Here is a 25,033-nt window from a genome sequence, read left to right as displayed (position 1 = left end):
AGGCCCCTTAAGGGGTAGCCGAAAAAGTAGTGCGGTTGGCGAACGATTCAATGCCCTTTAGGGCTGGCCAGTAACAAAGGCTTTCAGCCGCAGAGCAAACCACCCGTTCACACGGGTGGTTTTGATTTGCATACGAGCAACACGTAAATAACGGGATAGGAAGTAAAAAAATGTTTATTGTGGGCCGGGGCCTTTAAAGTATAATAATACAATTAATCGATAGGAGAGGGTGTTATCTGTTGCTGATTGTAAAGAACTTGTCCAAGGTCATGTTAAGCGCGTTACTGTTAAGCTCAACGCTGGCGTCCTGCCACCAAAACAGCGGTATCGACCCCAATCGGGATCGGAAAACACTGGGAGAGGGCATATACAGCGATAAGTCTTTAAGCGCCTATCATCCGCCGATCGATGTCACGCTGGTGAGGGAAATCGGCGACGGCCTGGAAGATATTCTGAAGGCATTGCCTGATGAAACGTTGGAGGACAATCGCTGGAGTCAGTTGTACGAACAAGTTCTGGGCATTCAAATCAAATACAAATGGGCTGTGAGAAGCGAACAATACCACAAAAAGCTGGATATTATGCTGGCTTCAGGGGACATTCCGGATATCGTCAAGGTCAATGCCCAGCAGCTCAGGCAGCTGAGCCACGCCGGTTTGATTCAAGATCTGACGCAGGTTTACAAGGAATATGCTTCACCGTTGACACAGCAAGTTCACCGCCAAGAAGGGAGCGGTACCTTGGAATCCGGCATGATCGACGGCAAGCTGATGGGCATCCCGGAGACCGATTCCTCCATTGAAAAGGCGATGTTTCTGTGGATTCGAACGGATTGGCTGGACCGATTGGAGCTGTTGCCACCGAAAACGATGGATGACGTCCTGGCAATTTCGAAAGCGTTTACAGAGGGGGATCCTGACGGAAATGGCCAACAAGACACCTATGGGATAGCGGCTACCCAATATTTGTGGGACCCCGTCATGGGCTTAACCGGATTCATGGCCGGTTATGGAGCTTACCCGAACATATGGCTTGAAGACGAGAGCGGCAAGCTCGTATACGGAGGCATTCAGCCTGAAGTGAAACAGGCGCTCAAGGCGCTTCAGGATATGTATCGCCATCATGAAATCGACAGTGAATTCATTTTTAAAAACGGAAGCAAAGCCAAACAGCTTGTTGCCGATGGGAAGATCGGCATGGTCTATGGCGAGCAATGGGGAGCATTCTTGCTTCAGTCCAGCCGCAGCGGCGATCCGGATGCGGAGTGGCAAGCTTTTCCCATTGTTACTGACTCGGGCATAGCGCCAAAGGTTCCGCTTAAATTTACCACAAGTTCTTTTTACGCCGTAAGAAAGGATTTTGCTTACCCGGAAGCAATTCTGAAGATGTTCAATCTGCATCTTGAAAAAAATTGGGGCGAAACGGCAGAGTACGAAACTTACTACAACAATGTCATGCCTGTGTGGGGACTGTCTCCCGTGACTCCTTTCCCGGCTGATAAGAACCTCAAGGCTTACCGGCAAATCACCGAAGCGCGTCGTCAGGGCACGACGTCTCAGTTACAGGGCGAGCCCGGATTCATACAAGGGCGAATCGATCGATATTTGGATAAGAAAGAAGACGGCGAATCCGGCTGGGGTTGGGAGAAGATCTACGGGCCTTCCGGTGCGATGAGTATTCTCGACCAATACGAGGATAACCATCAGTTGTTGTTCGATGCTTTTGCCGGCGCGCCGACTGAAACGATGATTGAAAAACAAACGATTCTGGACAATCTTCAGCATGATTATTTTGTCAATATCATCCTCGGCGAATCCGTAGAACAATTCGACCGGTTCGTGGAGGAATGGGATCGGCTTGGCGGTGCTGACATTACGGCTGAAGTGAATCAGTGGCATGAGGACAAAAAAAGCCGTCCATAAAAATGTGCCGCACCCGCACGGTTGGCTTTAAAGGCCGGCAGGCGGCCGATTAACACGCATATTCACACACATCGGAGGAGTTTAATTGCTTAAGTTACCCGTGAATTCCATTCGTAATACTATCTTTATTCGACTGGTCGCTACTTATCTCTTCGTCATTCTTCCGCTTATCATTCTCGGTGTTTATCTGTATAACTGGAGTTACCAATACGCTAGCCAGGAAGTATCCAAAAATACGCAAGCGCAGCTTTCGGCATACCTGGACGGGTTGAACCGGGAAATCGAATGGCTGGAAATTCAGCAATACGATATTTTGCAGGATGGGGAACTGAACAAAATGGTGCTGACATGGGATATGATGAGCACGGTCGAAAGAAAAGCAAGCCTGCATTATTTGCTGCCTCGGCTGGTCTCCATCAAAAACAGCAGTGTCTACATAAAAGACGTATTCATTCATATCCGCAGCATGGATAAAACGATTTCGGCCATGACCGCCATGAATGCATTCGACTCGAGACGGTATAACCATGTTTATGCAGGAGAGGCGAGCGGCAATCAAAGACTGTTGCAGATCGACGATACTTTCCATCTTGTGGCGGCCAAATACGGAGCTCGAAAAGGGGAAGAGCCGCTTCTGATCGTTCAGATCGAACTGGATGCGAGCAAACTCAGGGAATCCCTGATGCAAATCAGCGTATATCCGGAAAGCGGGGCTTTTATCGTCTCCGAGCCGTCCGGCTTTGCCCTGGCTAGCCATGAGGAGGCGGATCGTTTAATGAAAGAGGCCATGCAGGCCATCCAACATGCGAATCGTCAAATTCTGAATATCGGCACAGGCAGGTATTTGATCGACAAGGCGTATTCCGACAAGCTGGACCTATCCGTGTTTACGTACTTGCCAACTGAGGCGGTGAAACGGCCGTTAAGTAAATTTTATGTCTGGGCATGGCTGTTTGCAGGCACGACCCTCTTAGCGATTGCCATCTATGCGGTTTCGACGTACAAATTGGTTCATAAGCCGCTGCTTCTGCTTGTCCAAAGCTTCAGAAAAATGGAGGATGGCATGTTTAATATCCGGATCAGGCACGGACAGAGGGACGAGTTCGGCTATTTGTACGATCGATTCAATCAGATGCTCATCAAGCTGCAGCATCTGATTGACCAGGATTTCAGGCACAAGCTCATGATGCAAAGGGCGGAGCTGAAACAGCTCCAATCCCAGATCAATCCCCACTTTTTATATAACAGCTTCTTCATCCTGAGCTCCCTGGCCAAAACGGGGGATGTCACGCAAATCGAGTTGTTCACGAACATGCTGGGAGAATATTTTCGATTCATTACCCGCAATGATGCGGACAACGTTCCATTGCTGGAAGAAACGAGGCATTCCCGCATTTATACGGAGATTCAAAAGCTCAGATTTTCAAGGCGAATTCGCGTAGAATTCGGCGAGCTGCCGAAGGAAATGGAGGCCATCAAGGTGCCGCGATTGATCATTCAGCCCATTATCGAAAATGCCTATGAGCACAGCCTCGAAAAGATGCAGGATGAAGGCTTGCTGCGTGTGTCGTTTCGTCTGGATGACCAAGAAGCTTCCATCGTGATTGAAGAGAACGGGAACGGGCTGACGGATAACGATATCGAAATGCTGAATAAGCGGCTTGAACGCACTGCCGAATCCGCCGAATCCCCTGAAGTGACGGGACTTATCAACATCCATCGGCGAATTGCCCTGACGTACGGGGAAAGCAGCGGATTAGTCCTTTCAAGGAGTCCATTGAACGGACTGCGGGTCCAAATTCGAATCAGGCTGACGGAGGGGAATGAACATGTATAGACTGCTGGTCGTCGACGATGAAGAGATTATTACGAACAGTTTGTATGAAGTATTTCATCAGTGGATGCCCGAGAAGCTCGATGTCTGCCGGGCATACTCCGGTAAGGAAGCGCTGAACTGGATGTCGCGCACGAGAATCGACGTCGTCCTGACGGACATACGCATGCCGGGCATGAGCGGATTGGAATTGACGGAGAGCATCCGGGCTCTCTGGCCAAGGTGCAGAATAATCTTTCTGACCGGCTACAGCGATTTCGATTACGCCTATCAAGCGATTCAGATGCCCAATGTCCGCTATTTGTTGAAGACGGAAGGCTTCGATAAGGTCATGGAGGTCGTGAAAGAAGTCATTCATGAAATCGAGAGCGGCAACCGCATGAATGAATGGCTCAAGCAGTCCCGCGTGCAGATCGAAGCGCTGGAATGGATGGAGCAGGGAGAATACTTCCGGCAATTCGTCGCGGACAGCAGCCTGCTTGGACAGGACAAGGAAGCCATGCTGAGCGATTTCCGGACCTTGAACATCGGATTGGATCCGAAACTCCCTGTGCTGCTGGCTCTTGGCCGCGTAGCTTATTCAGCAGGCAAAGCGTATGCAGAAAAGAAAAACAGTCATCGCTCGGTGAGGCTGATTTGGAATTCTTTTATGGATGAGCATGTCCGAAGCATCGGAGTCCTTGACAAACACGGGGATTTATTATGGATGCTTCAGGCGCGGTCCGAGAATCCATCCGATGATCGCCTTGTTCTTTATTTGGAAGGGACGCTTGAACTTATCCAGGAAGCCTGCCTGGATTCTCTGGGACTTGCCGTATCGTTCACCATAAGCGGCTTCCCCTGCCGGTGGGAGGATGTAACCCCTCAATATGAACGGCTGCGAAGACTCCAGCAGTTAAAGATGGGCGACGGCATTCCGATGATCCTAAAGGATCAAGTCGACTCTTCCCAGGCGCCATCCTGCAAGGAAGGAGTGGAGACGAGCCATAAGGCGGGCATCTTGGAAGCCCACTTGGAGGCCGGAAGGGAGAACGAATTCATGAATGAATTGGAGCAATTGTCGGAATTCGTGCTGAACGGAGACGATCATCATCAGCATGCTGCACAAGCCTATTACTCTATCGCTCTTGTGCTGTATGCGAAGCTGACCCGGCTTGGGCTTCAGGACCCCACCGGTGAACGGGGGAAACTGCTGGACTTGGAAGGTCATGATTCCATGAAGGAAGCTTTTCGGTATTTGAGGCGAACGGTCGAAGATATATTCGACTTCAAGCGCATGGATGAACGAGGCAAAACGGCGCATGTCATTGATCGGGTATGCCAGTATATCGAAGAGCATCTGGATAAAGACATGACCCTTGTGCATCTAGCTGAACGCTATTTTTTTAATCCCTCCTATCTCTCGCGTTTGTTCAAGCAAGAGCGGGGAATCAATCTTTCGGAATATATCGAAAAGTGCCGAATACGGAGAGCAAAGGAGCTGCTTAAGGAAGGGGATTTGAAGGTAAGGGACGTGGCGCCTCTAGTCGGATACGATGCCGCCCATTCCTTCACCCGCTTCTTCAAAAAGGCGACGGGTTTAACGCCGCAGGAGTACCGGGACCATCTCGTAAAATAGGCAGGCAACCTATCATTTGCCCGGTGTTTTCAGATGGAATGTCCGGTTGTTGTCCTGCTTACCAAAAGGTACACTTTTTACGAACAATTCCGTTCATGTCGACCCGCGATGGGACTGACCAGATCGGAATGACAGGTCACCAAGTAACGATGGAGGAGGGCGTGTTCAGGGATGAAGCCCGGAAAGCCGTTACTGGTCATATCTACCGTATTTGCTTTCGTTTGCATAATCGTTGTTTTTGCAAACCTAGCGAGTCGTGGCCAAGACGATCCAAAAATGTTTAACCAGGAGCTGAGTGACAAGATGAGTGATGAAATCAAAGCCGGCAAAACAGGAACTGAAATGATGGACCAAGGAGGCAATGTTGCGAGCCGGGATGCGGACAGCACCCGCGGGGAGGCGTATGCTGCCGCAATCGGCAAGATTCCTCCGAACGGGAATCCGGTCGTCTCCCATAAATTCGGCGCGGATCCCTATGCGCTGGCAGTTGACGGACGTGTTTATTTATATAACACGTACGACGCATTGGAGTATGACGGTGGCGGGAATGTCAAGGACAACAGCTACAGCACGATCAACAAGCTGTCCGTCATCTCTTCATCGGACCTGGTCAACTGGACCGATCACGGAGCAATCCAGGTCGCGGGACCGACCGGCGCTGCCGCATGGGCAACGCAATCGTGGGCGCCAGCGGCCGCGCATAAGGTGATTGACGGCGAGGACCGCTTCTTTTTGTATTTTGCCAACAATGCCAGCGGCATCGGCGTGCTGATGAGCGACAGCCCTGTTGGCCCGTGGACGGATCCGATCGGAAAGCCGCTGATCACAAGAAACACGCCGGGCGTGGAAGGTGTCACGTGGCTGTTTGATCCCGCCGTGCTCGTTGACGACGACGGGAAAGCCTATATCTACTTTGGCGGCGGCATTCCGGAAGGCGAAGCCGAAATGCCGAATACGGCTCGCGTCATGCAGCTTGGCGACAATATGATCAGCGTGCTTGGCGAAGCCGTCACGATTCCGGCTCCTTATATGTTCGAGGATTCAGGGATTAACAAATTTGACGGAAAGTACTACTATACGTACTGCTCCAATTTCTCGGAAGGAACGCGGCCGGAGAACAGTCCCCCTCCCGGCGAAATCGCCTATATGGTCAGTGAGCATCCGATGGGCCCATGGACGTATCAAGGGACCATTTTGAAAAATCCCGGGCATTTCTTCGGGGTCGGAGGGAATAATCATCACGCCATCTTTCAGTTCCAACAGAACTGGTATATTGCCTATCACGCCCAAACGTTGTCAAAGTCCATGGGAGTTCCGAAAGGCTATCGCTCAACCCATCTGAACCGCGTTTATTTCGAGACGGACGGTACCATCCGGGAGATAGACGCTGACATGGAAGGCGTGAAGGGGATCCAGCCGCACAATCCCTTCCAGCGAACGGAGGCAGTAACGATGGCATGGAATGCCGGAATTCAAGTCAATCCGTCTACTGCTGCTGAAGACTCGCAGGACAGCACGATATTGGCGGTCACGGACATCCACGACCGGGATTGGATCGCAGTGGCCAATGTTGATTTCGGAAAAGGAGCATCTGCGTTTACGGCTTGGGTCTCGGGAGTGGAAGGAGGAGGAAGCCTGGAGCTTCGGCTGGACCATCCGGAAGGAGAACGGATCGGCACAGTGAACGTACCGCCAGAATCCGGTGCCGAACCACGTAAGGAAATATCCATTGAAGTTTCAGGCGCATCCGGCATCCATCATCTTTACTTCGTATTTACCGGAAAGCAGGATCAGAAGTTATTTGATTTCGAAGCATGGCAATTTGAGCTGTGATTGCATATATACAGCCCGTCCATTCATAACGTGATGATGGCAAGCTAAAAAGGCGCTCGCGAGTCAAGCAGCGCCTTATTTAGGTGCTTCAGGTGAAAATGTACGTACAAGTTAGTGCTGGCCAGAGGCAACGGGAACCGTACGGGAGCCATGCAATTTTCTATACATGTTAGCGCTTACTCCTGCATAAGACTTGAATTTTTTATAGAACCAGTCCATATCGTTGTATCCCACCGCATCAGCAATTTCGTTTATCTTCATGCCGGTATGCGTCAGCAAGAATTTCGCTTTCTCCATTCGCTGCTGCAGCAGATATTCGTTAAACGTCATCTTCTCGTGAAACTTGAATTTCTGCACCAAGTAGGAATAGTTGAAATGCATCCGCTCGGCAATTTCTTTTAAGGTGATGTTTTGGTACATCGAATCCTTCAAATATTCCTTGACCTCTTGAATGACCTGATCCTCCTTTTCCGCATGGACATGGGACAATCTATTATCCGGATGCCCGTCACCGGAATGGGTTGCCGGCGAGATCGTCCGCAAGCAAGTGTTGAGCTCTTCGACCGTGAACGGTGCAGGCAGATAATCATTAACTTGCAGCTGCAAGGCTTTCCGGGTCCAATAAAAATCCGTGCTGCCTCCGGTAACAATGATGGGAACCTGGCTTACGCACCGGATGTTTGCGCATAACTCCATACCTTCGGAATCTGAACCGAGTGCATGGATAATCACCAAGGTGTAAGGCTCCAAAGCAATGAATTGCATGGCGGACGAGGAGGACCTGACGCAGCGGCGCCGCGAGCATCTCAACTCATTCCAATCCGGCCGGATTTCCGGTGTTGCTTCATCATGGGATTGCAGATCAACAAACAGAACATCGTGCACAAAGCTTCCCCCCAACTTCGTTGTAATAACGCTTTCATACGGTTTGTTAACATTATGGGGAATGGAAACCCGAATCACAATGTGCCGATTTTTATATTTCTAACCGATATTTACTTCTTACTGAAATATAGGGGGCCTGGTAAGCGTAAGGAACATTGGCAACCGGAGAATGGACGGGTGAACGATCCCAAATTTGGCAGGTTGTTTCAATAATATGTAAGCGCTAATATGAGGTTATGATATATTCGGGCCGGGTCCGATACCGGATCCCTATCGCTTGCTCGAAGTGGAAAGGAGGTCATGCTTTGCATCGTATGCCTAAACGCGGCCGATGGGCGGCCACGGCGGTGGCTGCTGCGGTGGCAGCGTCCGTCGTTGTCCTGTTAATCCTGCCCCAAATGGGCAGCCGTGACAAGCCGCCCGCCGAAAGTCAGGCTCCAGGAAAACCGGGGGAAGAAGCAGCGGAGCTAAGAGGGGATTCCGGAGCGTCGAACGGGAAACCGAATGCCGAATCCCCTGCGGGCACTAACCAAACGGCGTCAACCGAGCCGCAGGCACAACAGTCCTTAGCGCAAGATATTCCCTCGCTGCATGAACTCTTTGAGGAGGATTTTCCGATCGGCGCCGCGATCGAACCGAATCAGACCAACGGTCCATCATCGGAATTGCTGAAGAAGCATGTCCGCTGGCTGGTGGCGGAGAATGTCATGAAGCCGGATGCGATCCAGCCATCGGAAGGCCAATTTATATGGACAAATGCCGACCGGATCGTGGAATTTGCCAAGGAGAACAACATGCAGGTCCGTTTCCATACGCTGGTCTGGCATACCCAAGTGGGGGCATGGTTTTTCCAAGATGCGGAAGGCAAGCCGATGGTGGATGAGACAGACCCCAAGCGCCAGGAAGCAAACAAAAAATTGCTGCTTGAACGCCTGGATACCCACGTAAGGACGATCGTCGGCCGATATAAGGACGAGATTACGTCTTGGGACGTAGTGAATGAAGTCATTGAACCGGGGGTTCCGGACGGAATGCGCGCGAGCGAATGGTATAAAATAGCCGGTACCGATTACATCGAAACGGCATTTCGAGCGGCTCGGGAAGCCGGAGGACCCGAAGCGAAGCTATATATTAACGATTACGGCACGGATAACCCTGTGAAAAGGGACCTTTTGTTTCAGCTGGTGAAAGATTTGCTGGAGCAAGGTGTTCCGATCGACGGGGTCGGACATCAGACGCATATTGACATCTATGGCCCATCGGTGGATTCCATCATCGCCTCGATACGAAAATTCGCGGAGCTGGGCCTCGACAATCTTGTCACCGAGCTCGATATGAGCATTTATGCGTGGAATGACCGCAGTGATTACGGCCAAGATCTCCCGCAAGATATCCTGAACCTGCAAGCCGATCGGTATGGCGAGTTGTTCAAGGCATTCCGTCAAAACAAGGACATACTCAGCGGCGTCGTTTTTTGGGGCATCGCCGACGACCATACCTGGCTTCATGGTTTTCCGGTCGCACGTACCAATGCGCCTTTGCTGTTCGACCGACAGCATCAGCCCAAACCGGCGTTTTGGGCCGTTGTTAAGGCGGCAAGATCTGAGTTATAGACCGAAGTTTTCGGATTGCCGGGCTAACGAGGATGAATGCGCATACCTTACTGCCGCTCACTAAAAAAAACGTTGATAAGGAGAAAGCCGAGTGATGAGAAAAAGCATGGAAAGGTTGCCCAGCCTTCATGAAGCCTATGGAAATAGCTTCAAGATCGGAGCTGCCGTGAATCCGATCACGATGGTGACCCAAAAGGATTTATTGGCACACCATTTCAACAGCGTTACGGCGGAAAATGAAATGAAGTTCGAGCGATTGCACCCATCGGAAGAGGTGTACACATTCGAGCAAGCCGACCAGATCGTATCGTTTGCCAAATCAAACGGAATGTCGGTGAGAGGACATACCCTCGTATGGCATAATCAGACGCCGGAATGGGTATTTCAAGACAGCTCCGGCGGCAAGGCCGGCCGCGAGCTGCTGCTGGCGCGGATGAAAACGCATATCCATGAGGTGGTTGGCCGTTACCGTGGAGACATCCATGCCTGGGATGTCGTGAACGAAGCCGTTGCCGACGGCGGAAGCGAACTTCTTCGTTCTTCCCCGTGGCTTGCTTCAATCGGGGAGGATTTTATCGCCAAGGCATTCGAATACGCGCACGAAGCGGATCCGCAAGCGCTGCTGTTTTATAACGATTACAACGAATCCGTGCCCGAGAAGCGAGAGAAGATTTACGCACTTCTCAAGTCGTTGAAGGAGCAGGATGTGCCGATTCACGGCGTCGGACTTCAAGCTCATTGGAATCTGGAGTTTCCATCGCTTGACGATATCCGCAGGGCCATCGAAAGATATGCCAGCCTTGGCCTGATGTTGCATATAACGGAGCTTGACATATCCGTTTTCGCGCATGAGGATAAGCGGACCGATCTGGCGGCGCCGACGGAAGAAATGCTTGAACGCCAGGCGGAGCGTTACGGACAATTGTTCCGGCTGCTTAAAGAGTACAGCGGCAGCATAACTTCCGTAACCTTCTGGGGCGCGGCGGACGATTATACCTGGCTGGATCATTTTCCGGTAAGGGGCCGTAAAAATTGGCCGTTCGTGTTCGACGAGAACCATCTTCCGAAGGAATCCTATTGGAACCTGTTGAAGGAAGCCAATCCCGAAACAACATTCCAAGATGTACGATCGTAAGTCGTATTTCGGCAGTCGCCATGGGTTGAAAGGAGAAATCATCAGATGAACAAGACGCACATCACGAATCCGGTCATTTGGGCGGACGTGCCGGATGTGGATGCCATCCGGGTAGGGGACGTCTATTATATGGTCAGCACCAGCATGCATTCCATGCCGGGCTGCCCGATCATGAGGTCCGAGGATCTGATGCATTGGGAAATCGTTAGTTACGTATACGATACGCTCGAGGACAACGAGGCCCATCGTCTGGAAGGCGGCAGCAATATCTACGGCCAAGGCTCTTGGGCGGCCAGCCTCCGCCATCATCGGGAGAAATTCTATGTCTGCTTCTCCAGCAACGATACCGGGCGGTTTTATGTGTACCGCACGGACGATGTCATCCAGGGGCCGTGGCAGCGATCAGTCATCGATGGACTGCGGCATGATCCGGGCCTGCTTTTTGATGATGACCGGGTATTCGTGATCTACGGCAACGGGGATATTAACATCACCGAGCTGACCGCCGATGCAGACGCCCTAATGCCGAACGGAATTCACCAGCGGCTCTTTGAAACGGAAACGGAGGGCATCGGCTTGCGCTGCGAAGGTTGTCATGCCTATCGAATCAACGGTTACTATTATTTACTGTTCATTGAATGGCCGAAGGCAGGGTTCGGCAGCGGCCGGCGCAGACAAATCTGTTACCGGTCACGGGAATTGCTCGGCCCTTATGAACGAAAAATCGTATTGGATGACGATCTCGGCTACCGTAACAAGGGAATCGCCCAAGGCGGGATGTTCGATACGCCGGATGGCAAGTGGTACGCGATGCTGTTCCAGGATCATGATGCCGTCGGGAGAATCCCTTGCCTGGTCCCGGTAGCCTGGGAGGAGGATTGGCCTGTGTTCGGCATCGAAGGCAAGGTGCCGGAACGGTTTGAGGTCGACTTGCCGCAAGCCGTTGCGAAGCCGCTCGTGATCAGCGATGAGTTCGAATACGAATCGAATAAGCTGGCTCTGAATTGGCAATGGAACCACAACCCGGATCATCGGCTATGGTCCGTGACCGAACGTCCGGGTTTCCTAAGACTGACAACAGGAAGCCTGGCACCGGCGGGCGTGCTGCAGGCCCGGAATACGCTGACGCAGCGCACGGAAGGGCCGGCATGCACGGGGACTGTCTTATTGGACACGGGGCGTATGAAGCCCGGCGATCATGCAGGGCTTGTTGCCCTGCAAAGCCATTTCGGCACCGTCGGCGTCAAGGTCGCGGAGAACGGCGACAAGTTCATCGCGATGAGCGTGAACGATGGGAGCGGCAGGGAGAAGGAGCTGGAAACGGTTCGGTATCGCGGCAGGGAAGTGCATTTGAGAATTGATTTTGATTTTGAGAACAGCAAAGATGTGGCCTCCTTTCATTATTCTGTCGACGGGGCCGAATGGATGCCGATCGGCGGGCAGCTGAACATGCGGTATACCTTGGATCACTTTATGGGTTATCGCATCGGGCTTTATTATTATGCGACCAGGCAAACCGGCGGCCATGCCGACTTCGATTATTTTCGTTACGAAAAAGCCGAGCGTTAGAGCGCGTAACCGAAGTGAAGAGGAGTTGATCGATGTATGAAAAGAACAGGATGGACGCTCAAGCTGTTACTGGCCGCGCTGCTCCTGCTGCCCGCAACGCTGGGCCTCCATAATGGTGCAGCCGACGCATGGTCGGGCATGCCGATGTCCAAGCTTCGCGTCAGCGGCAATCAGCTGGTAAACAGCGAGGGGCAGCCCGTTGTCCTCAGCGGGTGGCACCAGCCCGGGGGCTCGTACTGGACGTATCAGGGAAGCGATTACTACCTGGACCGGAGCGGAGGGAATCGCCATGCTGCCATTTTGGCGTATTTAAAGGATATTACCGACACATTTTCCGATACCTCTCCGAAATACGGCAACAGTCACGGCTGGTATATGAACCAGGTCAGGCTCTTTATCGACCGTGAAGACATGGGCGACGTGGCGGCCGGAACGTATAATTTTGCCGGTCTCCAGTCCTTTACGCAGAACGTCGTGGTGCCTTATATCCAGTATGCAAAGACCAAGGGAATCTACGTTACGCTAGGCCTCGACTTCACGCTCCAGGATAATCAGGCAACGACGCAAGCCAATCTCGAGAAATTCAATCAAATCTGGGGATATCTTGCGGAACAGCCTGCGATCAAAAGCGCGGACAACGTCATGTTCGAGATCATCAATGAACCGGTGCTGTCTTATGCGAACGGTCGCTGGGGAGGACATCCGTCCGACCCCGAATTTCCGGCGTTTTGGGACTCGCTGCGCAATTTTCAAAATTCCATCATTTCCACGATCCGCAGTCAAGGGGCAGATAACGTGATATGGGCCGCCGGCCTTGGATGGGATCAATATTATCAGTTATGCGCCACGCGTCCGCTAACCGATCCGCTGAACAACATCGGATATGCCGTGCATTGGTACCCGGGCTACGGAGCAAAGGATAACGGCTCGATACTCCAGCAGCAATGGGATACCAACATTAAGCCCTGCGCGGACAACTATCCGATCAATATTACGGAAACGACCTGGTTCAAACGGCTGCCGGGAGACTCGGAGTACTGGGAGCTGTTCAACGGCTCGAATGAAGGCTTCGGCAAAAACACTAAGGCCATATTTACGGCAGCCGGGAACGTCAGCATCGCGGTCCACATGAACGGTTTTCTTCTGCAGCCGGGGGCAAGAAGCACGTTTGCCGATCCGACGGCAGGGCTGCTCTTCGACGGCGATCCGGCACGGGACGGCATGGCCCGCTTCATCTTCGAATGGTATTACGAACGTGCGCAGCTTCATCCATGGAACGGCATATGGAACGGTATTTTATCGGGAGAAACCTATAAAATCGTGAACCGTGCCTCAGGGAAGGTGATCGACGTCCCGGGCGGACAAAACAGCAATTCGCTGCAGCTGCAGCAATGGCCGGACAATAACGCCACGGCCCAGCGATGGGTTGCGGACGATATGGGAGCATACAACAATGTATACCGGCTTCGCAGCGTCAGTTCGAGCGACGGCAAGGTGATGGATGTTAGAAACGGTTCCACAAACAACGGGGAAGCAATACAGCTCATGCAGGATTATGGGAATCAAGCACAGCGATTCCGCCTGATCAAGCTAAGCAACGGATACTGGAGCATCCTTAACGCGAACAGCAATAAAGCCGTCGAAGTGGCGGATGGTTCGTCCGCGGACGGAGCGAAGCTCCAGCAGAATCCTTATCGAGGGGATTTGCATCAGCAATGGCAGTTGATCAGCGTAAATTGACGCTGCCGTACAGGTGGAGAGCGGCAAGGTGAGGAGGATGAAGAACGATGGCAGGCCATTTCACGCCAGCGGGAAATGAAACGGAAGGTCCAGTGGCGCCGCAGGATCCTGCAGCCAAACGCCGCGGACTGCACATCCTGTATGAGACGATCATCGAAGCGACGAATCGTCCCGCTGGGAAGTACACGCAAGAGATATACCTGGACGGGAGTCAGCTCGTCGATAAAGCCCGATTTACCGGGGGTGTGACGGATGAGCCCATTCTTGAGCTGCTAAAGAGCAGCAGGGGTCTTCGCCGGCTGGTGGAGTGTATCGGAATCACCGTTCATGCGCATGAACGGGACGTATCGAGCGTTCTGTTCACATTTTGGAATTGGGGAAAAGAGAATCCATACGAAACGGGATCCCGGCAGAGTATAACCTGTCCAGCGAACGGCACGGAAACGCTCTTGGTTCTGGATAACGACGAAGATCGATATCCGGATGACGATGTTCCAGGCAAATTCATCTTCGAGTTTGAACGAGAGGGCGTGTTGGCAACGGTCAGCATCGTATTCTATCTGCGTGACGGTTACCAAATCCCCGAGGCTGCAGTCGACCCCCCGGTCGATGTGGAATCACAAGCATATCAAGACATGATTAAGAAATCGCTCGTAAACCTGGGTCATAATAAACGATTAAAGGCGGCAATCGAAAAAGCGAAGCGGGGCGAGCCCGTAACCATCGCCTACATCGGCGGTTCCATTACCCAAGGGGCCGGCGCTGTCCCGCTCCATTCCCAATGCTACGCATACCAATCCTATGAACTGTTCAAGCGAAGGTTTGCGCCAGCCGGCGACAGCCCGATTCGTCTTGTCAAAGCTGGCGTAGGCGGCACGCCGTCGGAGCTCGGCATCGTCCGCTATGAGCGGGATGTGCTTCGAGAAGGGGAGGTACGGCCGGATATTGTGATTATCGAGTTTGCCGTCAACGACGCCGGCGACGAAACGAAAGGAAATTGTTACGAGAGCCTGGTGCTTAAGGCTCTTTGCGCCGATCACAAACCCGCGGTGATTTTGCTGTTCAGCGTATTCGTGAACGACTGGAATCTTCAAGACCGTCTGGCCCCGGTCGGTTGGCATTACAATCTTCCGATGGTCAGCGTGAAGGATGCGGTCACGGAGCAGTTCCGCTGGACCAAGGAGCAAGGGAACGTGATAACGAAAAGACAGTTTTTCTACGACATTTATCATCCAACCAATGCGGGCCATCGGGTGATGGCCGATTGTTTGGACTGGTTATTCGAAGTAACCGATCGTTCCTCCCTCCACGAGGAGGACCTAACGGATGAACAGCCTCCGCTGATCGGAAATGACTTCTTCGGTACGCAGCTGCTCGATCGCAGGAATGGCGATCGCATCGCCCGCATTGATCCCGGCGGTTTTTCGGGCACTGACACGGATCTGCAAATGGCGGAGCTGGACGATCATGCATACGGGACGCCGCAATTTCCGCACAACTGGATGCACACGGCCGATTCCGGCGAGCACAGCTTTAAGATGACCATCCGGAGCAAGCGTCTTATCCTTGTTTATAAAGATTCAGGAAGCCGGGCATTCGGGACCGCGAAGATATGGGTAGACGGGAAGCTGAAGAAGACCGCCGATCCGCATGACGTCAATTGGACGCACTGCAGCGCCGTGATTTTGTACAACGAGTCTAAGTCAGGAGAACATGAAGTAGAGATCCAGATGGCGGAAGGCCACGAGGATAAGCGATTTACGATTCTGGGCTTCGGTTACGTCCCATAGGCTTGCATTAAATCGCTTCACGTTCCGAGGGTAAGCTTGATTGGACATCAAGCGGCGCTCAATCAATAGGATGAAGGGGAGAGGAATATGAAGGAGATGGCACCGGCTGGAGACGTTCCGCGGGAGATCGCCAGGGGGAAAATCGAAACGGTAGAATATGCATCCGAAACGGTAGGCAATGATCGACAGGCGATGATCTACACGCCTCCGGGGTACGCGGAAGACAACGTGTACAACGTTCTTTATTTGCTGCATGGCATCGGAGGTGATGAATCGGAATGGCACCGTCATGGCGATCCGCAGACGATCCTAGATAATCTATATGCAGACGGGAAACTCGCGCCCATGGTCGTCGTGTTTCCGAATGGCCGTGCGATGCCGAATGATCGGGCGGAAGGGGACCTGTTTGCTCCGGACAAAATAAAAGCGTTCGAGACGTTCGAAATCGATCTGCTAAGTGATCTGATTCCCTTTATCGAGTCACGATATTCGGTATCGACAGGCCGGGAAAACCGTGCGATTGCGGGGCTGTCCATGGGCGGGGGGCAATCCTTGAATATCGGCTTGAAGCATCTTGACCGTTTCGCATGGATTGGCGCTTTTTCCCCGGCTCCGAATACGAAATCACCGGAGCAGCTCGTCCTGAATCCGGAAGAAACGTCGGCACGGCTCAAATTGCTGTGGCTGTCATGCGGCGACGAGGACAATTTGAAGCAGATAAGCGACCGGACGCACGCGTATTTGTCGGAGCATCGGGTTCCTCACGTATGGTATGAGGAAAGCGGAGGACACGATTGGCCCGTATGGAAGAACGATTTGTATCATTTTTCCCAGCTCCTTTTTAAAGATAACTGATGTTGAAGGAAGCCTTGCGCCATGTTGGCCGGGCTTTTTACTTTCAGCCAAAAACGAAAGGGTAAAATCATGATGTTATTGCCGAAGGACATTGTGTCCATATTGGACCAAAACGGTATAAAAGCTGCTGATCTCCTGCACGGGATGGAGTGTGACCGGTTGCCGGACGGCGGTTTTTCAGAAAGCTATCTCGTCTTGTCCCGAAAACACCTCCACATCTTTCGCGGCAGCGGCGTTACGAAGGAGAAGACGTTTTCGGGTTATGCAGCCGGCCGGCGCAAAGCTGCCGGCAAGCCGGAGCAAGAGGGTTCCGGCGATTGGGCTTGGGAACGCATTCCCCTCGAACGGCTCGAAGCCGTGACCATCGTTAATCTGGTCGCTTCCGGCATGGTCGTTGCCAAGGAGAAGGAGGAGCGAGTGATCGGTGCATTCACAAGCGGCCATATGAATCAGGCCGTCCGGTTTGCGCAAGCCTTCGATAAATTGAAGAACAACGAGCCGTTTGAAGCCTTCGAAATTGACGGAAAATCGGACGGGGCCTCATGCCCGACATGCGGATTGATGTACCCCGAAGAAGGCAGGCCATTCTGTCCGAAATGCATGAAGAGGCATGCGGTATTCGCACGTTTGCTGTCATTTGCGGGCAAGTTTAGGCTGTCCATCTTTTTTATCGTTTTGTATCGAAAGGAGGAACTCAATGAAAGCATTGAGAGGCAAGCAGGTCATTTTGAAAGAGCAAGAACTGATTCGCAGGGAACGAGCGAACAGAAGCTATCTGATGAAGCTGGACAGCGGTCATCTGTTGTTTAATTATCATTTGGAGGCCGGAAGATTTCATGGAAGAACGATTCCCGAAGGTGCGCACGGCGGTTGGGAAACGCCGGTCTGCCAATTGCGCGGCCATTTTCTTGGTCATTGGTTGTCTGGTGCGGCGTTGCATTATGAAGAAAGCGGCGACATCGAATTAAAGGCCAAACTGGATTCTATTGTCCATGAATTGCATGAATGCCAACGCGATAACGGCGGTCAGTGGGTCGGTCCGATTCCCGAAAAATATCTGCACTGGATTGCAAGCGGAAAAAGCATCTGGGCGCCCCAATACAATTTGCACAAAATATTAATGGGGTTGGTCGATGCCTGGCAATATGCCGGTAATCGGCAGGCCCTGGATATCGTGGATCGGTTCGCGGACTGGTTTGTCGAATGGAGCGGCACATTCACAAGAGAGCAATTCGACGATATTCTCGATGTGGAGACAGGCGGAATGCTTGAGGTTTGGGCCGATCTGTTGCACATAACCGGAGCGGACAAATATCGTGTGCTGTTAGACCGGTATTATCGCAGTCGGCTGTTTCAACCCTTGCTGGAGGGCAAGGATCCGCTTACGAATATGCATGCTAACACTACGATACCGGAAGTGCTCGGCTGTGCGAGAGCTTATGAGGTTACCGGAGACGACAGGTGGCTGTCCATCGTCCAAGCGTATTGGAATTGCGCTGTAACGGAAAGGGGAAGCCTTGCGACAGGCGGTCAAACCGCTGGAGAGGTCTGGATGCCGAAGATGAAGATGAAGGCCCGCCTAGGTGACAAAAATCAGGAGCATTGTACTGTCTATAACATGATCCGACTAGCAGATTTCTTATTTCGTCAATCTGGCGACCCTACCTACGCGCAATATATCGAGTACAATCTGTACAATGGCATTATGGCGCAAGCCTATTATCAGGAATATGGTTTGACTGGTAGTCAGCATAACTATCCCAGAACCGGCCTGCTGACTTACTTCCTTCCCATGAAGGCCGGTCTGCGCAAGGAGTGGAGCACGGAAACCGACAGCTTCTTCTGCTGCCACGGCACGATGGTTCAGGCGAATGCGGCCTGGAACATGGGAATTTATTATCAGGACGGGGATATCGTCTATATCAGTCAATATTTCGATTCCGAGTTGTACACAAGTATCGCTGGAACCCTCATACGGATCGTACAGACGCAGGACAAAATGAGCGGCAGCCTCCTATCCTCGTCTAACACGGCCGGGTACCAAGCTATTAATGATACAGCGTCGACAAATGAAAATATACCTACTTTTCGCAAATACGATTTCGTTGTATCTGCTGCCGCACCGACAACGTTCACGCTCCGCTTCCGCATACCTGAGTGGATCATGGCGGGAGCATCCGTGTACGTCAATGACGTTCTGCAGGGGACGACTCTGGACAGCGAGAACTTCTATGACATTCACAGAGCATGGAAGGAAGGCGATACCGTCTCGATTATGCTGCCAATCGGCATTCGGTTTGTTCCGCTACCGGACGACGAACGAACAGGCGCCTTCCGATACGGGCCAGAAGTGCTGGCAGGCTTGTGCGAATCAGAACAGCAGCTCTATATGAGGGATGAGGATATTGCGTCCGCTATCGAGAACGAAAATGAACGTGAATGGGGGAGTTGGCGGTATTTCTTCAAGACAGTCAACCAGGAACCTGCCATCACGTTCAAACGAATTCGGGATATCGGGCACGAACCTTATCAAATTTACTTCAAAGTAACGCGTACAGAATTATAGTGAAGAGAGAAAAATAAAATATTCTTTGTGTCCAGCCGATCAACATCCATTCGTGCGATAGATCTAGGCTGATGACTAGTACGATCAAACAGGCGGATACTGAGGAGATTTGAGAGATGTAAGCTGTCGGAGGTCTCATATAACGTTCCTGTTCGGCGGGACGATCGGAGTGAATATTCATTACTCGAAGCCGAGTGCAAAGCTGGAAGAGATTATTCTTGAAAAGCCTTATCCGTTAGGAGGGAAGAAGCAGCATATGGAAAATGAAATTCACAGCGTTCTCTGCTATACGAGAGAACCGCTTGAACCGGAAATCTATTCCCCGAAGCTTGCATATAGCATGCATCTCGCTTACACCGATGACGGGATGAGTTATCGGGAGCTTAATCACAACTCGGGGGTGCTGTTCGCTAAAGCGGCAGAGCTCGCGAATGGCACCCTGTCCGCCAAGAGTTTAAAAAATCCGTACCTGTTCCATATGGCTGACGGAAACTTTGGCGTACTAGCCATCCGGACGGAAGCGGACGGTTCTCCCGATCAGCAAAGCAAGGGTTCGGTGCTTTTGTTCACTTCCCCGGACTTGCTGCAGTATCGGGAGCTCGGTCTGTTGAACCTAACGAACGGGTTTTATGTACAAGATATCATGTGCGAATATGAACATGCTTCCCGAAGGTATATCCTTCGTTGGCGTGAAGAAGACGGCAGGTATTATGAAAGGGAAATGGCGGACGTGACATGCCCGGACGACGCTGCCAAGCCGAAGCCGTGCGAAGCTTTTACGCTAAGTCCGAGACGCGTCGCCATTGAAGGAGCAGTGGCCCGCAATGCGATACGTGTATCGCGAGACGTGGCTCAGAGGCTGATTCATAAGCTAACGGTACCGGTTCATGTGCGTAATGAACTGCCGGAGCGTGTTGCCGTTACGTCCAAAGAACAGTTACAAGCCGTTAAAGTGACGGCGATATACAGTGACGGCACCACCGCGATCAAGTCGATTGAGTGGGATGCGTCCGAAATCGATTGGAGCCGTCCCGGAACTTATTGCATTTCAGGAAGCATTCGGCAGGAGCGCTATACGTTTCCGATGGCGACGAACCGTGCCGACCCTTGCATTGCGCAGTGGGACGGAAGGTATTTTTTTGTCGCGACCAATGATGCCGACGGCAACCATACGATATCGATCCGAGAGGCGGATTCCATATTCGGTCTGGTCTCGGCAGAAGAATCCAAAATTCTGGATACAGGCATACATGATCATCTTAAGCGATTTCTGTGGGCGCCTGAACTTCATGGTATCGGCGGCGATCTGTATATTTTTCTTGCCGGCAGCAGCGGCGAATTCAAAGACATTCAATCGCATGTTATGCGGTTAAAGAAGGGCGGCAATCCGAGCATGGCTACGGATTGGGGGACCCCGATCCGGGTCGCCAGGCATGACGGAAGCCCGCTGTTTCAAGCCGGCATAACGCTGGACATGACCGTATTAGAGCGGAAAGGCCGTCTATATGTGCTTTGGGCGCAAAGGGAATTGGTACCGCTTGACCTGGGCTCGTGGATCTATATCGCTGAGGCGGATCCGAGGGAACCGTGGAGACTGATATCGGAGCCTGTCCTGCTGTCCAAGCCCGATTACGGCTGGGCTAACAATCAAACGTTCGTGGAGGAGGGGCCCTTTGCACTCATGACAGACCGGAAGATCTTCGTGACGATATCCGGTGCTCTGGTCGATGCCACGTATTGCGTCGGCATGCTCAGCGTCAATTCTGATGCTGATTTCCTTGACCCGAACCAATGGACAAAGGGCAATTACCCGCTGCTAACTTCCAGAAGCGTGCCGGGCGAATACGGGCCAGGACACAATTCATATGTGAAGGACGAGGACGGAACGATCTGGAGCGTATATCACGCTCGTCCAGGCATTGGCCAACCCCGCTGCTCGGGTCTCCGTCGCGTGCATTTCGACGTTGATGGTGAACCGATGCTGGGCTTGACGGAAGAGAAAGACCTGAATCCAGCGCTTGGGTCCGTATACCTGGATGTGCTGGTGGAAGGCTGACGGAACAACAACTTTTCTGGGTTTGCACAAATTGACAAGAACATGAAGAACAAAAGAAGCGCCGTGTCCCCGTGTGCGGGTACGCAGCGTTTCTTTTGCATTTTGACGACGTGAACCCGAGGTTAATCCTTTGCCAATGATGGATTCAGATTGGGCACACCGTCTAGCCGACGCTCATGCGCTTTCCACTTTCCGGCTCTTTGCGTTGCCCAGAGCATCAACACTTTTAGTAATTACAATCGTGTTTAGTTTCTCTATGGTTCGTTTTCGCAAGCAGTTATATGATCTTGGTGAGCATCAAAATGAAAGCGCTGCATATTCATGCAGCCAAAAATTAAGGGGGGAATTAACGCATGTTGATGCGTAAGATCAGTCTGCTGTTCTGCAGCCTGATTCTGGTGATCATGACGGCATGCAGCAGCGGCTCGGGCAGCAACGCGAAGACAGTCGAACTCGGCAAAACGGAAGAGGCCGTCAACGCGCCTGCGGAAGCGACAAACGAGCAGCCGACAAACGAATCAAGGAGCCAGGAAGAATTAACCGGCACGCCTGAAATGGATTTTGATATGGGCGGCCGCACCATCAAATGGGTGTCCTGGTATGATGAATCGATTCAGGAGGACAATCCTGACAACATTAAACGGAAGCATAACTTGGAAGAGCTGATGAAAAAACATAATTTTAAAATGGAATACGTGATCGTGGATTTCGGCGAGTACCAGGATAAGGTGACAGCCTCGCTGGTGGCGGGCGAACCGATCGGCGACATTATCCGGGTAGCGAGGCCATGGATGATTCCGACGCTGGTCAATCAAGGTTTGTTCGCGCCGGTGGATGAATACACGAAGAACGAGAAGGTATTCATCCAGCAGTACACGAACGAGTACTCCCAATACGAAGGAAGGGGCTACGGGTTCAGGACGGGCATCAACGGCGCGTCATCCGGCATTTTCTATAACCGCACGTTAATGAATCAATTGGGGATGAAGCCATTGCAGGAATACGTCAACGACGACAACTGGAATTGGGATACGTTCATTCAGGTCGCGAAAGAAGCGAACAAAGATTCCAATAACGACGGCAAATTGGATATTTGGGGTCTTGCCTCCGCTTCCTTGCTGGTTCCCGCAATGGCCTCGAACGAAGTGAATCTGGTCATTCTCGATAAGCAAGGTCTTGAGGATCCCAAAACCTTGGAAGTGCTGAACTTCTTGTCGCGCCTCGCAACCGAGTCGGTTGGGAGACCAACGGAAGGGGGAGACTGGACCGAGCCGGGCCAATTTTTCCGCCAAGGCAACACATTGATGGTTGCTGGCAGCGATTATGAAATGGAAAACTTCAAGCAGGACATGCCGGATTACGATATCGGATTTCTCCCATTTCCGAAAGGGCCAAGCGCATCAAGTTATCATTCGCATAATACGATCCCAAATTACCTGACGATTCCAAGCGCCGTGGAGCATCCCGAACGTCTGGTTTATATTTACGAGAAAATCAACGATATCGACTCGATCTACGACTATCCGAAACAATCTACGCTGGAGACTTTATTCAGCAACGAGAACGATATTCAGAATGCCAAGATGGCCGGTGAGAGCATTAAAGTGATCGATACCGACAGCGGATATCCATCGATGCCTTATTACGAGTTTATAGGGGAAATCATGGAAGGCATCCCGGTATCGACGGTCGTCGAGAAATACAAAGGGCCGTTCCAGGCAGAGATTGATGCGGTTTGGAAAAAGTAATCGTGGCCTCAAATGGAATCACAGCCAGTCCTCCCGTCATTTTGAAGGGATGAGTCAGGTACAGCGTTACAGATGGAAGCGATTTCAAGTCAATGCTTCTTAACGGCAGACGGTGGATAGCCTTTCGCTTCCTTGAACACTTTGCTGAAATAGGAAAGATCTTGAAAGCCGCAGGATTCGGCGGCTTCCGTCACGGTAACGCCGCCGGCCATCAGCATGATTTCAGCGTTATTCACGCGTATCCGCTGCAGGTATTCCTTGTAGGTCGAACCGGTATTCTTTTTGAATAGTTTCCCTAAATAAACGGGATGGAGGTTGAACTGCTCGGCGAAGTCGTTAAACGACAAGTCTTCCGCATAGTGTTCTTCGATGATGGAAGTCAGCTTCTTGATCCGCGGATCCATGTGCATGATCGTTTGGCGATGCATACCGTGAAGCAGCCGGTGGAGAATGAGTTCGAACAATGCACGGGCATGGATCATATAAAACGGTTGTTTATTCATCCACACGTGGTTGAACTCCCGGATGTAGGCAAGGATCTCCTTGGTGATCAATTTCTTCGTTACGACGCCAAACGGAAGCCGCATATGATTGTGCGGTTCGGCCCAGAAAAAATTGAAAGGATACGCATGCATGGGAGATTCCTTGCATGTATGGGCTTCCCGTACGCTTCCCCCCGGAACGTACACCAGGTCGCCCGCCTCAACTGCAAATTTTTTGCCGTCAATGTAGTAGTTTGCCCGGCCATCAACGACGAACGTCAAATCGTGAAACCCGATCCGGGCCTTCTGTATTCTCCAATCCGGATAACATCTGCGGTCCACGAACAGAAAAATATTCGGTACGAGATGTGGGTGATATTCGAGCTCCATGCGGATATCGCCTCCTTTTTAAACAAATTGTAATGTCCTCATGAACATTTACAACCTGTGGTTGGATGGTCATTTCCCGATGTATCGCCACTTGATCATGTGAAATCATCAGTTAAGAAAGGGAAGGGTCCAATGATTACGTTAACCGGATTTGCAGACGAGATATCCCCGGATTTGGATGTACAGCTGGATGTCCTAGAATCCGAAAGCATCCGTTATCTTGAGCTTCGAGGCGTTTGGGGCAAAAATGTGCTGCAGCTGACGGAAGAGGAAGCGTTGACCGTGAAAGAACGATTAGCGGAGCGGAGGGTCGGAGTCTCATCGATCGGCTCGCCGATCGGGAAAATCCAAATCACCGACGACTTTGAAACCCATCTCGAAGACGCTCGGCGCGCCGTTCGTCTAGCCAATTTTTTCCAGGCGCCTTTTGTACGCGTGTTCTCCTTTTACATTCCGGACGGGGACTACGAGAAGCATCGGCCTGAGGTGTTACGGCGCATGCAACGACTCGCTCAATTGGCTGAACGCGAAGGCGTGGTTCTGCTTCATGAGAATGAAAGCCATATTTATGGAGACACCGGCGAGCGATGTTTGGATCTGCTTCAAACGGTTTCATCCTTCCATTTGCGGGCAGCCTTTGATCCGGCGAATTTCGTGCAGTGCGGCGTGAAGCCCGTCAATGAGGCCTATCCACTGGTAGGCGACTATACGTCGTATGTTCATGTGAAAGACGCCATCATGGGGAAGGGGACCGTCGTACCTGCAGGCGATGGCGACGGCGAGCTCCGCGAGCTCATTCATGAGCTCAGCCGCAGGCGATTTTCAGGGTTTATGTCGTTGGAGCCGCATCTGCGCGCCGCCGGAAAATTCGAGGGGTTCACGAATCCGGGGCTTTTCGTTGTGGCATCCAAAGCGATAAAGCGATTGTTAGCGGAGCAAGCAATGGAATGGAATTGACCGGCTGAATATTGATTCAACGCGTGACCTTGGTTTGAGG

At 51.8% G+C, this 25,033-nt stretch carries 17 protein-coding genes; 15 read left to right on the top strand and 2 right to left on the bottom strand.

All coding sequences use genetic code 11. The annotated features are described in order from the left end of the window. The first annotated feature begins 236 nt into the window (after positions 1-236). The 4 genes from AK95_RS20550 (at position 237) to AK95_RS20535 (ending at position 7,207) form a co-directional block, all read left to right on the top strand. Positions 237-1,922, top strand: coding sequence for an extracellular solute-binding protein (locus tag AK95_RS20550; protein ID WP_083397694.1), 1,686 nt, complete (start codon positions 237-239; stop codon positions 1,920-1,922). Between the two features lie 85 nt (positions 1,923-2,007). Then, entirely contained in the window at positions 2,008-3,759 is a 1,752-nt protein-coding gene (locus AK95_RS20545) for a sensor histidine kinase (RefSeq protein WP_071221773.1), read from the top strand. Continuing rightward, positions 3,752-5,374: a response regulator transcription factor gene (locus AK95_RS20540; protein ID WP_071221772.1), complete on the top strand. Its 1,623-nt coding sequence runs from the start codon at positions 3,752-3,754 to the stop codon at positions 5,372-5,374. The genes AK95_RS20545 and AK95_RS20540 overlap by 8 nt, the downstream gene beginning before the upstream one ends. A 171-nt stretch (positions 5,375-5,545) precedes the next feature. Then, positions 5,546-7,207 carry a glycoside hydrolase family 43 protein gene (locus AK95_RS20535; RefSeq protein ID WP_071221771.1) on the top strand — a complete coding sequence of 554 codons (1,662 nt, stop codon included), beginning with the start codon at positions 5,546-5,548 and terminating at the stop codon, positions 7,205-7,207. Positions 7,208-7,318: 111 nt separating this feature from the next. Here the strand turns inward: AK95_RS20535 and AK95_RS20530 are convergent, their stop codons facing one another. Further along, positions 7,319-8,092, bottom strand: coding sequence for a helix-turn-helix domain-containing protein (locus AK95_RS20530; RefSeq protein WP_071221770.1), 774 nt, complete (start codon positions 8,090-8,092; stop codon positions 7,319-7,321). A 305-nt stretch (positions 8,093-8,397) separates the two neighbouring features. On the opposite strand from AK95_RS20530, the gene AK95_RS20525 reads away from it, so the two are divergent. From AK95_RS20525 to AK95_RS20480, 10 genes are all read left to right on the top strand, one after another. Next, entirely contained in the window at positions 8,398-9,705 is a 1,308-nt protein-coding gene (locus AK95_RS20525; RefSeq protein WP_071221769.1) for an endo-1,4-beta-xylanase, read from the top strand. A 94-nt stretch (positions 9,706-9,799) separates the two neighbouring features. After that, positions 9,800-10,840 carry an endo-1,4-beta-xylanase gene (locus AK95_RS20520; RefSeq protein ID WP_071221768.1) on the top strand — a complete coding sequence of 347 codons (1,041 nt, stop codon included), beginning with the start codon at positions 9,800-9,802 and terminating at the stop codon, positions 10,838-10,840. 45 nt (positions 10,841-10,885) lie between these two features. Next, positions 10,886-12,409 carry a glycoside hydrolase family 43 protein gene (locus tag AK95_RS20515; protein ID WP_071221767.1) on the top strand — a complete coding sequence of 508 codons (1,524 nt, stop codon included), beginning with the start codon at positions 10,886-10,888 and terminating at the stop codon, positions 12,407-12,409. A 36-nt stretch (positions 12,410-12,445) separates the two neighbouring features. Further along, positions 12,446-14,149 (top strand): RICIN domain-containing protein, encoded by a 1,704-nt coding sequence (locus AK95_RS20510; RefSeq protein WP_071221766.1) that lies wholly within the window; start codon positions 12,446-12,448, stop codon positions 14,147-14,149. Between the two features lie 47 nt (positions 14,150-14,196). Next, positions 14,197-15,939: an SGNH/GDSL hydrolase family protein gene (locus tag AK95_RS20505; protein ID WP_071221765.1), complete on the top strand. Its 1,743-nt coding sequence runs from the start codon at positions 14,197-14,199 to the stop codon at positions 15,937-15,939. 87 nt (positions 15,940-16,026) lie between these two features. Beyond that, positions 16,027-16,794, top strand: a complete 768-nt coding sequence (locus AK95_RS20500; RefSeq protein WP_071221764.1) for an alpha/beta hydrolase — start codon at positions 16,027-16,029, stop codon at positions 16,792-16,794. A 69-nt stretch (positions 16,795-16,863) separates the two neighbouring features. Then, complete coding sequence (locus AK95_RS20495; protein WP_235613184.1) at positions 16,864-17,604, top strand: hypothetical protein; 741 nt, start codon at positions 16,864-16,866, stop codon at positions 17,602-17,604. Continuing rightward, positions 17,492-19,360, top strand: a complete 1,869-nt coding sequence (locus tag AK95_RS20490; protein ID WP_071221762.1) for a beta-L-arabinofuranosidase domain-containing protein — start codon at positions 17,492-17,494, stop codon at positions 19,358-19,360. The genes AK95_RS20495 and AK95_RS20490 overlap by 113 nt, the downstream gene beginning before the upstream one ends. A 169-nt stretch (positions 19,361-19,529) precedes the next feature. After that, complete coding sequence (locus AK95_RS20485; RefSeq protein WP_235613183.1) at positions 19,530-21,416, top strand: family 43 glycosylhydrolase; 1,887 nt, start codon at positions 19,530-19,532, stop codon at positions 21,414-21,416. A gap of 353 nt (positions 21,417-21,769) precedes the next feature. Continuing rightward, positions 21,770-23,164: an ABC transporter substrate-binding protein gene (locus AK95_RS20480; protein WP_071221761.1), complete on the top strand. Its 1,395-nt coding sequence runs from the start codon at positions 21,770-21,772 to the stop codon at positions 23,162-23,164. A gap of 89 nt (positions 23,165-23,253) precedes the next feature. On the opposite strand, the gene AK95_RS20475 is transcribed toward AK95_RS20480, so the two are convergent. Then, a complete protein-coding gene (locus AK95_RS20475; RefSeq protein WP_083397693.1) occupies positions 23,254-24,036 on the bottom strand; it encodes a helix-turn-helix transcriptional regulator in 783 nt (260 codons plus the stop codon). Between the two features lie 132 nt (positions 24,037-24,168). Here AK95_RS20475 and AK95_RS20470 point away from each other — a divergent pair, with 132 nt between their 5' ends. Next, positions 24,169-24,993 (top strand): sugar phosphate isomerase/epimerase family protein, encoded by an 825-nt coding sequence (locus AK95_RS20470; protein ID WP_071221760.1) that lies wholly within the window; start codon positions 24,169-24,171, stop codon positions 24,991-24,993. The last annotated feature ends 40 nt before the right edge of the window (positions 24,994-25,033 follow it).

The organism is Paenibacillus sp. LC231 (assembly GCF_001860525.1).
Lineage (GTDB): Bacteria > Bacillota > Bacilli > Paenibacillales > Paenibacillaceae > Paenibacillus_AQ.
Note: the sequence above shows the minus strand (reverse complement) of the source record. Positions and strands in the feature narration are given on the sequence as shown.

Coding starts and splice junctions, on each gene's coding strand:
- AK95_RS20540 (WP_071221772.1), top strand. CDS start 3,752: ATGTATAGACTGCTGGTCGTCGACGATGAAGAGATTATTACGAACAGT.
- AK95_RS20535 (WP_071221771.1), top strand. CDS start 5,546: ATGAAGCCCGGAAAGCCGTTACTGGTCATATCTACCGTATTTGCTTTC.
- AK95_RS20520 (WP_071221768.1), top strand. CDS start 9,800: ATGAGAAAAAGCATGGAAAGGTTGCCCAGCCTTCATGAAGCCTATGGA.
- AK95_RS20515 (WP_071221767.1), top strand. CDS start 10,886: ATGAACAAGACGCACATCACGAATCCGGTCATTTGGGCGGACGTGCCG.
- AK95_RS20510 (WP_071221766.1), top strand. CDS start 12,446: ATGAAAAGAACAGGATGGACGCTCAAGCTGTTACTGGCCGCGCTGCTC.
- AK95_RS20505 (WP_071221765.1), top strand. CDS start 14,197: ATGGCAGGCCATTTCACGCCAGCGGGAAATGAAACGGAAGGTCCAGTG.
- AK95_RS20500 (WP_071221764.1), top strand. CDS start 16,027: ATGAAGGAGATGGCACCGGCTGGAGACGTTCCGCGGGAGATCGCCAGG.
- AK95_RS20495 (WP_235613184.1), top strand. CDS start 16,864: ATGATGTTATTGCCGAAGGACATTGTGTCCATATTGGACCAAAACGGT.
- AK95_RS20490 (WP_071221762.1), top strand. CDS start 17,492: ATGAAAGCATTGAGAGGCAAGCAGGTCATTTTGAAAGAGCAAGAACTG.
- AK95_RS20480 (WP_071221761.1), top strand. CDS start 21,770: ATGTTGATGCGTAAGATCAGTCTGCTGTTCTGCAGCCTGATTCTGGTG.
- AK95_RS20475 (WP_083397693.1), bottom strand. CDS start 24,036: ATGGAGCTCGAATATCACCCACATCTCGTACCGAATATTTTTCTGTTC.
- AK95_RS20470 (WP_071221760.1), top strand. CDS start 24,169: ATGATTACGTTAACCGGATTTGCAGACGAGATATCCCCGGATTTGGAT.